The organism is Fulvivirga sp., assembly GCF_040220315.1.
Classification (GTDB): domain Bacteria; phylum Bacteroidota; class Bacteroidia; order Cytophagales; family Cyclobacteriaceae; genus Fulvivirga.
On the sequence record NZ_JAVJUY010000249.1, the window covers coordinates 1 to 6,868 of the forward strand.

8 protein-coding genes are annotated in these 6,868 nt (G+C 32.3%); 5 read left to right on the forward strand and 3 right to left on the reverse strand.

Features of this window, described 5'->3' with window-relative positions:
• The 3 genes from RLO81_RS11975 to RLO81_RS11985 all read left to right on the forward strand — a co-directional run.
• A partial coding sequence (locus RLO81_RS11975; protein WP_350111795.1) for a hypothetical protein occupies nucleotides 1–259 on the forward strand: 259 nt, incomplete at its 5' end.
• Nucleotides 259–1,056, forward strand: a complete 798-nt coding sequence (locus RLO81_RS11980; RefSeq protein WP_350111797.1) for an ABC transporter permease — start codon at nucleotides 259–261, stop codon at nucleotides 1,054–1,056. The genes RLO81_RS11975 and RLO81_RS11980, both read left to right, overlap by 1 nt.
• A 1-nt stretch (nucleotide 1,057) precedes the next feature.
• On the forward strand, nucleotides 1,058–1,813 hold the full coding sequence (locus RLO81_RS11985; protein WP_350111799.1) for an ABC transporter ATP-binding protein: 756 nt from the start codon (nucleotides 1,058–1,060) through the stop codon (nucleotides 1,811–1,813).
• A 14-nt stretch (nucleotides 1,814–1,827) separates the two neighbouring features.
• Here the strand turns inward: RLO81_RS11985 and RLO81_RS11990 are convergent, their stop codons facing one another.
• From RLO81_RS11990 to RLO81_RS12000, 3 genes are read right to left on the reverse strand one after another with little or no spacing between them, the layout of a single operon-like run.
• A complete protein-coding gene (locus tag RLO81_RS11990) occupies nucleotides 1,828–3,081 on the reverse strand; it encodes an O-antigen ligase family protein (protein ID WP_350111801.1) in 1,254 nt (417 codons plus the stop codon).
• The gene (locus tag RLO81_RS11995; RefSeq protein WP_350111803.1) at nucleotides 3,056–4,132 is read right to left on the reverse strand and encodes a glycosyltransferase; all 1,077 of its coding nucleotides are present in this window, start codon (nucleotides 4,130–4,132) and stop codon (nucleotides 3,056–3,058) included. The genes RLO81_RS11990 and RLO81_RS11995 overlap by 26 nt, the downstream gene beginning before the upstream one ends.
• A complete protein-coding gene (locus RLO81_RS12000) occupies nucleotides 4,129–4,965 on the reverse strand; it encodes a glycosyltransferase (protein ID WP_350111805.1) in 837 nt (278 codons plus the stop codon). The genes RLO81_RS11995 and RLO81_RS12000 overlap by 4 nt, the downstream gene beginning before the upstream one ends.
• Before the next feature lie 97 nt (nucleotides 4,966–5,062).
• Between RLO81_RS12000 and RLO81_RS12005 the strand changes: the two genes are divergently transcribed.
• Both RLO81_RS12005 and RLO81_RS12010 read left to right on the forward strand, forming a co-directional pair.
• Nucleotides 5,063–6,439: an undecaprenyl-phosphate glucose phosphotransferase gene (locus RLO81_RS12005; protein WP_350111807.1), complete on the forward strand. Its 1,377-nt coding sequence runs from the start codon at nucleotides 5,063–5,065 to the stop codon at nucleotides 6,437–6,439.
• A gap of 140 nt (nucleotides 6,440–6,579) precedes the next feature.
• Nucleotides 6,580–6,868 (forward strand): MraY family glycosyltransferase (locus RLO81_RS12010; protein ID WP_502880451.1); only part of this gene is annotated, 289 nt, incomplete at its 3' end.

Genomic DNA, 6,868 nt, shown 5'->3' on the forward strand with positions numbered 1-6,868 from the left:
GGCGCAATCCTTTAACAACTACTCGAAGAATTACTTGTATCGATTGATTTCTAAAAAGCATGCTGAATTTTACTCAAAATATGCCCCTGATATAGTTAATATTCTCAATGCAAATGGTTCAGGTTTTTTAATTGAAAACCCAACTAGAGTGACAAGAAAATCATTTCCTTTTGTTAATACCAAACTGATATCGTTTATTAAAGGAAATAAAATTTTACGTAACATTGCAAAATCTATTTACAGACGCATAAAACGCTAATGCTGCAAGTACTTTCCGATAAAATTAACTACTGGTTTTTCGAAACTAATCGTGCCGAACGCATCTGGCTGATGGCAAAAATCGAATTCAAATTAAAATTTTATGAAAATAAACTTGGTTTGGCATGGGCGATCATAAAGCCCGTATCGCAAATTATAATGTACTATGTGGTTTTTCAAGTTTTAATGAACCAAAGAGTTCCAAACTATGTAATATATTTATTTGCCGGACTAATGCTTTGGCTCTTCTTTACTGAAGTCACCAGCGGAACAATTAAAATTCTTAAAACCAAAAAATACCTTTACGAATATACCAATATGGCTAAGCTTGAAATTTACTTAGCTTCAATCATTAACTCAATTATTGGTTTTATTCTGAATTTTATAATTTTCTTGATAGGGGCAGCCATTTCTGGAATTTATCCTAGTTACCACTATATTTATTTTATCCTTATCTTTATTAACCTATTTATCCTCAGTTTTGGCGTTTCATTGATTTTATCCAACTTATTCTTACTCTTTAAAGATATTGAGCCAATCTGGGGAATAGTTGTTGGTTTTGGATTCTTCTTATCTCCCATCTTGTACCGTGGAGATTTGTTTTCTAAAAAACTCCCCATATTAGACTATCTCAATCCAATTGCAGGTATAATTAATAATGCTAGAAATGTTTTAATGTTTGAGCAGCCGCCTAATTGGAATATGTTTTTATATGATATGGCATATGCCTCTTTATTGTTTATTGTGGGCATTTTTATTCTGAACAAATACTCCGACCGGGCATCAGAATTTTTGTAATATGGAAAACACAAACAATACAACACCCGCCATATTACTAAAAAATGTATCAAAGACATTTGTACTTAACGAAAAAAAGAGTGGGTCTTTGAAAAGTATCTTCAAGCAATTACTTGGTAGAGGAAAAAATAAGAAAAAATTAAAAGCCGTAGATTCCATCAACTTCTCCATACAAAAAGGTGAGAATTTTGGTATTATCGGAAGAAATGGATCTGGGAAATCCACCTTAGTAAAAATAATGAGTGGGGCATTTATTCCTGATAAAGGTGGTGAAGTTGTAAGAAATGGCACATCCATGCTTCTGAATTTGGGTGTAGGTATGAGCCATGAATTAACTGCAAGACAAAATGTTTATGTTTCAGGGTCTGCATTAGGATTAAAGATTAAAGAGATAGATGAGAGGTTTGATCAGATTATTCAATTTGCCGAACTTGAAGAATTTGTGGATTCAAAAGTTAAATATTTTTCTTCCGGTATGATTCAAAGATTATCCTTTTCTATAGCTGTAAATGCAGGTGCAGATATTATGTTTCTAGATGAGGTATTTGCTGTTGGTGATGCTAAATTTAAGGCCAAGGCAATCAAAGTGATGGAAGAGAGTTGGATTAACGGTCGAACTATAATTATGGTAAGTCATAGTTTATCTAATATTAAAAAGTACTGCAAACGTGCCCTCTATCTAAAAAATGGTAAAATAGCATTCTTAGGTGATGCAAAAGAGGCAATAGAACTGTATAATCAAGATAATGAGGCTTAATGGCTAAATAGTTCTCAATCCATTACCCTTTTTGAATAATACACTATTGAAAGCATCATCGCAAAAGGGAAAATGCCATAATACCTGTTTAACACATTCTCCGTTAAAAATGCAATGCAAAAAATTGCTAAGACAATGATAAATTGATAATTATTATTCCTGTATCCCAGAATAACTAGACCAATTATAGAACTCAAAAAAAATATTAGTCCAACTATTCCAAAGGAAATCCAGGTGTATAAATACTGATTATGGACACCAAATTTCATGGCCTGAGCATATTTGAAATTTACTTTTTCGATCCGTTTATTAAAGCTTTCTTCATAATCACCCGTCCCAACACCTAACCAAAAGTTATCCTTAATCACTTCCCAACCACACTCCCACAATGCAAGTCTTATGGTTAGGCCATTCCAATTTTCTGAACTTACTTCTGCATTAAAATGATTTACAGGATTAGGATTATCGAATTGATACTCAAAATTGCTCAACATACTTTCAAATCGATTTGAAATTTGCGGGAAAGACACAATACCTATTGCGAAAATTACAAGCATAATTATTAATGCACCTAAAGCCGTTCTTCTTGAGTGTTTGATACTAATATGAATAATGAAAATAATTACTAATAGAGCGAGCGTTAATATTGAAATTCTGGTTGCTAGTAAGAATTCACCTAGTATTAAAAATAGTATTGCAACATAATTATGAAATGATTTGAAATCATTTAGAATCAAGCCGGCACATAGAACAATACTGATATTGACAATAATGGCAAAGTAAGCTGCCTGAATCCCAACTATTGAGGTCAAATTATCATTGAAAAAGAAACCCGAATCTCTTGTACTCCAATAATCAAAGGTTGAATTAACCAATCCCAACGCTAATACACCAATACAACCATAAACAAAGGTTTTCTTTATATTTTCAAACTGAAGTTCATTGAAATCAGCTGTTGAAATTACAATGGGTAATAACAGAATGAGCAACCTCATTTCAACAAATTTGAAGCCTTGAGATAAATCAGAAGAATGGACTAACCAAAGAAGAGTGAGTGTAAAGTATGTTGTTAAGAATATAACTGACTTTCTGTTTATTATTTTCTTTAATTTTTGAATCAAATCCCTATCAATAAGCCAATATGCTACCAGAGTGATAATCAAAATATTGGCCAATTTTGCCTGACCCAATAAGAAGGCAAGTATAGCAGTAAATAATAGCCAGTAATTAACTTGGTTACGTTTAACTTTTATCAATAATTGATTCATACACCTGATTATATTGACTGCCCATAGTTTTAAAATTGTGATTCAATGTACAGCGCTCTTTAGAGTTGATACCCATTACTTGAATTTTCTCTGGTGATTCTATTAAACCACTAATAATATTAATGGCCTCCTTCTTGGTTTCAAATAAATATCCATTTTCTTCATTGGCAACTAAATCAACATTTCCAATGCACTTTTTAAGAATAAGGCACTTACCAAAGTTCATTGCCTCTATTACTGCAAATGGTTGTCCTTCCCAAAGTGATGTAGATAAGTATAAATCTAATTGCTTTAACTCATTTTGTAATTCCTGTTCACCAAGCCACCCGGTTATAGTTACATTACTTATGCTATGCGCTATCATCTTTCTGTCACCATCTCCTATCCACTTAAAAACAATACGATCATCATTTTTAAAATATTCTGCAATCTTGAAAAATAACTCTGGGTTCTTCTGCTCTGTGATGATTCCTACATTTCCAACAATCAAAGGGCTTTGAATTGTTTTAGTAATACCTTCAGAGATTTCAATACCATTATTTATAAATGTATTATTAACCCCAATTCTCACATAAGCATCTCCTTCAGATTTTCCACAACATACAACTATGCCTGACCACTTACTGGCAATTAGTTCCAGATATTCATAAGTTTTTTTTAAGGTAGAATTAATATCTTGTCTACTAAATGAGGCGCCATTTGGCGTGTAAACAATATTTTTCAGCCCTAAAATTTTGCCTATAAACCTTCCTATAAAACCAGCTTTAGAAGAATGTAAATGAATGACATCAAACTTATTATTGCGCAAATAGTTGAATAATTCGATGGTTGCTAAACTATCTTTAATTGGGTTGATTGATCTACCCACATTCTTCCAAATAATGAACTTAACCCCTTTTGGAAATCTATTTCTTACAGACTGAATATTATCATTTGTTGTTCTTGTACCATGAAAAACAATATGCTCATTGTCAGGTTGTGACTTAATAAGGTTAATAATAAAAGTAATTATACCTGATGAAAAAGGTTCTACAACATGTAGCACTTTCATTTATACACTTGTTTTTTTACACTTGTAAGAATAGAATATGGTATTACCATCAAAAAAATAACTCTGATTAAGCCTACAATAAAATAAATGTTGCTTTCTCTGTACTTGATAAGTAGCATAAATCTATTACGCAATTGTTTTCTGCGCTTTTTAACAGAAATTCCATAAGGCCTCCATTTCACTTCCGTTAGTACCTCGGGTAGATTAGCTGTTATTCCATTATTAATAAAACGCATAAATATTTCATAATCTTCCGCAGCTTTGAAGTCAGTCGAGTAAAGTCCAATTCTTTTAAAAGCTTCATATTTAACTAAAACAGCTGAATGAATAAATGGGACTCGAATAAACCTTTTTTTAACTAATTGTTCATGAATTAAAGGTAGTTTCAGCGTATAAAGATAATTGGAATTATCATCAGAATACTTCACCCAAGACCCTACCAAATCAATCTCACTATTATTTTCTAAAAATTCTACTTGCTTTTGGATGCGATTATTAATGCACAAATCGCCACAATCTATTCGTAATATATAGTCTGCTTTCAAAGAATTAAAAATAAATTCCAGACCAAAATTTAATGCATATTCAACACCTTGGTTTGATTCTAACTTCAATAAATGAACATTGACAACCCCTCCATAATGTTTGAATTTGGCTTCTATCTCTGCCTTCTTCGGGACATACCTTGTAAAACTACCGTCATCTACTACTACAAGTTGTAATGCATAATTGCCTTTGTCAAGACTTTTAAGCGTTGCATTAAGCCCGTCAGGATCATTGTAATGGGGTAATAGAACCGCAATATGTATTAAGTTTAACGTTTTCTCTTGCATTTATGCAAACGATTGCTTTAAGAATAGTACATTTTTAAATTTAAATTTTATTATGTTTTTTTATTAATTTAAATTTGCACGCTAGTCTAAGTAAATAATGCAGCACAGGTATTCGAAATATATTGACATAATTGTATTCATCGTTGATGCGCTGCTATTGAATATATCATTTATTCTAGCCTATAAGTTTAGTTTTGGCACATTACAAGGACTCTCTACTTTCCCATATTCAAATATCCTTTTATTTACTAATATAACTTGGGTAGTACTCTCATTTCTTGGCAAACCTTTTAGAATTTCACGTATTTCAAAATTATCCGAAATACTTCGAACCATTGTAAGATTTATTGTCGTACAGCTTTTTTCTGTTTCGGCCGTACTCGTTTTTATTAATCAATTAACATACTCTCGCCAACAACTGATAATTACCTATGTAGTATTTCCAATTCTAATATTAGTGTGGAGGGTTATATTCATATACTCAATAAGACTCTATAGAAAGTTTGGTTATAACTATAGGAATGTTGTTGTGGTAGGTTATGGTGATATTTCTGAAGAGCTACAGAAGTTTTTCAGACTACACCCTGAGTTTGGATTTCGATTTTTAGGCTTCTTTGATAACGCCACAAATAATAAAATACAGGGAAAAATAGAAGACCTTAAATATTTTGTAAGAACTAATAGAGTAGACGAAATTTATTGCTGCCTGCCCTATGTTAAATATTCGTCAATACAAAACATTATTTCTTTTGGTGAAAAAAACTTTATTAAAGTTAAGCTCATTGCCGATTTTAGAGGCTTTCAAAACAAAGGATTAGAAATTGAAAGCTATGATAGCATTCCTATTTTAAATGTAACATCCTTTCCGCTTGAATTTCAGAAAAACAGAATAGTAAAAAGAGCTTTTGACATTCTTTTTTCTTTGATAGTTATTGTTGGTGTCTTTAGCTGGCTATTCCCAATTATAGCTTTAGCCATCAAACTAGATTCAAAGGGAGGTATTTTCTTTAAGCAAATAAGATCAGGAAAAAGTAACAATGACTTCTGGTGCTGGAAATTCAGAACTATGCGAAGTAATAAAAGCGCAGATATTAAGCAAGCAACACAAGGTGATGAACGTGTTACCAGAGTGGGTGCATTTTTACGAAAAACCAGTTTGGACGAGCTACCACAGTTTTTTAACGTCCTTTTAGGTACTATGTCAGTGGTTGGCCCAAGGCCTCATATGCTGCATCATACCAAAGAATATTCGAAAAAAGTTGAGCGTTTCATGGCGAGACATTTTGTTAAACCTGGAATCACTGGTTTGGCACAAGCTAAGGGTTATAGAGGGGAAACCCCTGACGTTAGTTTTATGAAAAACAGAGTTAAATTTGACCGGTTTTACATTGAAAATTGGTCTTTATTTCTAGATTTGAAGATTATTATCTTAACTATTCTTACTCTTATAAGAGGAGATGAAAACGCTTACTAGCTATTGAACTGCTTAGATATCTTCTTTCCTCATTAGTACTAACCTATTTCTTATTCCCTATAGCCATTAGGGCGTTAGAGTGGAAACAGATACTCGATTCTCCTGATCAGCGAAAAATTCACAAATTTAGGACTCCGAGTATGGGTGGTATCCCCATTTATATAGGAGCAGCCTTCTCACTAATATTTTGGTTCAACTCAGACAGCAGTTATAATTACCTCTTTAGTGCTCTGACTATCTTTTTTATTATTGGAATTAGAGACGACCTTATCCCAATGAAGCCAATTTATAAGCTACTAGGGCAATTAGTTCCTATCATAATGGTTGTTCTCTTTTCTGACATTAGACTCAATTCACTATATTCAATAGCCAATATTGAATTTAATATTTGGTTAACTTTTTTCATCAGTGCATTCACTTTAATTGTAA

Bases quoted from the DNA above. Each gene is read 5' to 3' on its own strand.
- RLO81_RS11980 (WP_350111797.1), top strand. From the start codon at position 259: ATGCTGCAAGTACTTTCCGATAAAATTAACTACTGGTTTTTCGAAACT.
- RLO81_RS11985 (WP_350111799.1), top strand. From the start codon at position 1,058: ATGGAAAACACAAACAATACAACACCCGCCATATTACTAAAAAATGTA.
- RLO81_RS11990 (WP_350111801.1), bottom strand. From the start codon at position 3,081: ATGAATCAATTATTGATAAAAGTTAAACGTAACCAAGTTAATTACTGG.
- RLO81_RS11995 (WP_350111803.1), bottom strand. From the start codon at position 4,132: ATGAAAGTGCTACATGTTGTAGAACCTTTTTCATCAGGTATAATTACT.
- RLO81_RS12000 (WP_350111805.1), bottom strand. From the start codon at position 4,965: ATGCAAGAGAAAACGTTAAACTTAATACATATTGCGGTTCTATTACCC.
- RLO81_RS12005 (WP_350111807.1), top strand. From the start codon at position 5,063: ATGCAGCACAGGTATTCGAAATATATTGACATAATTGTATTCATCGTT.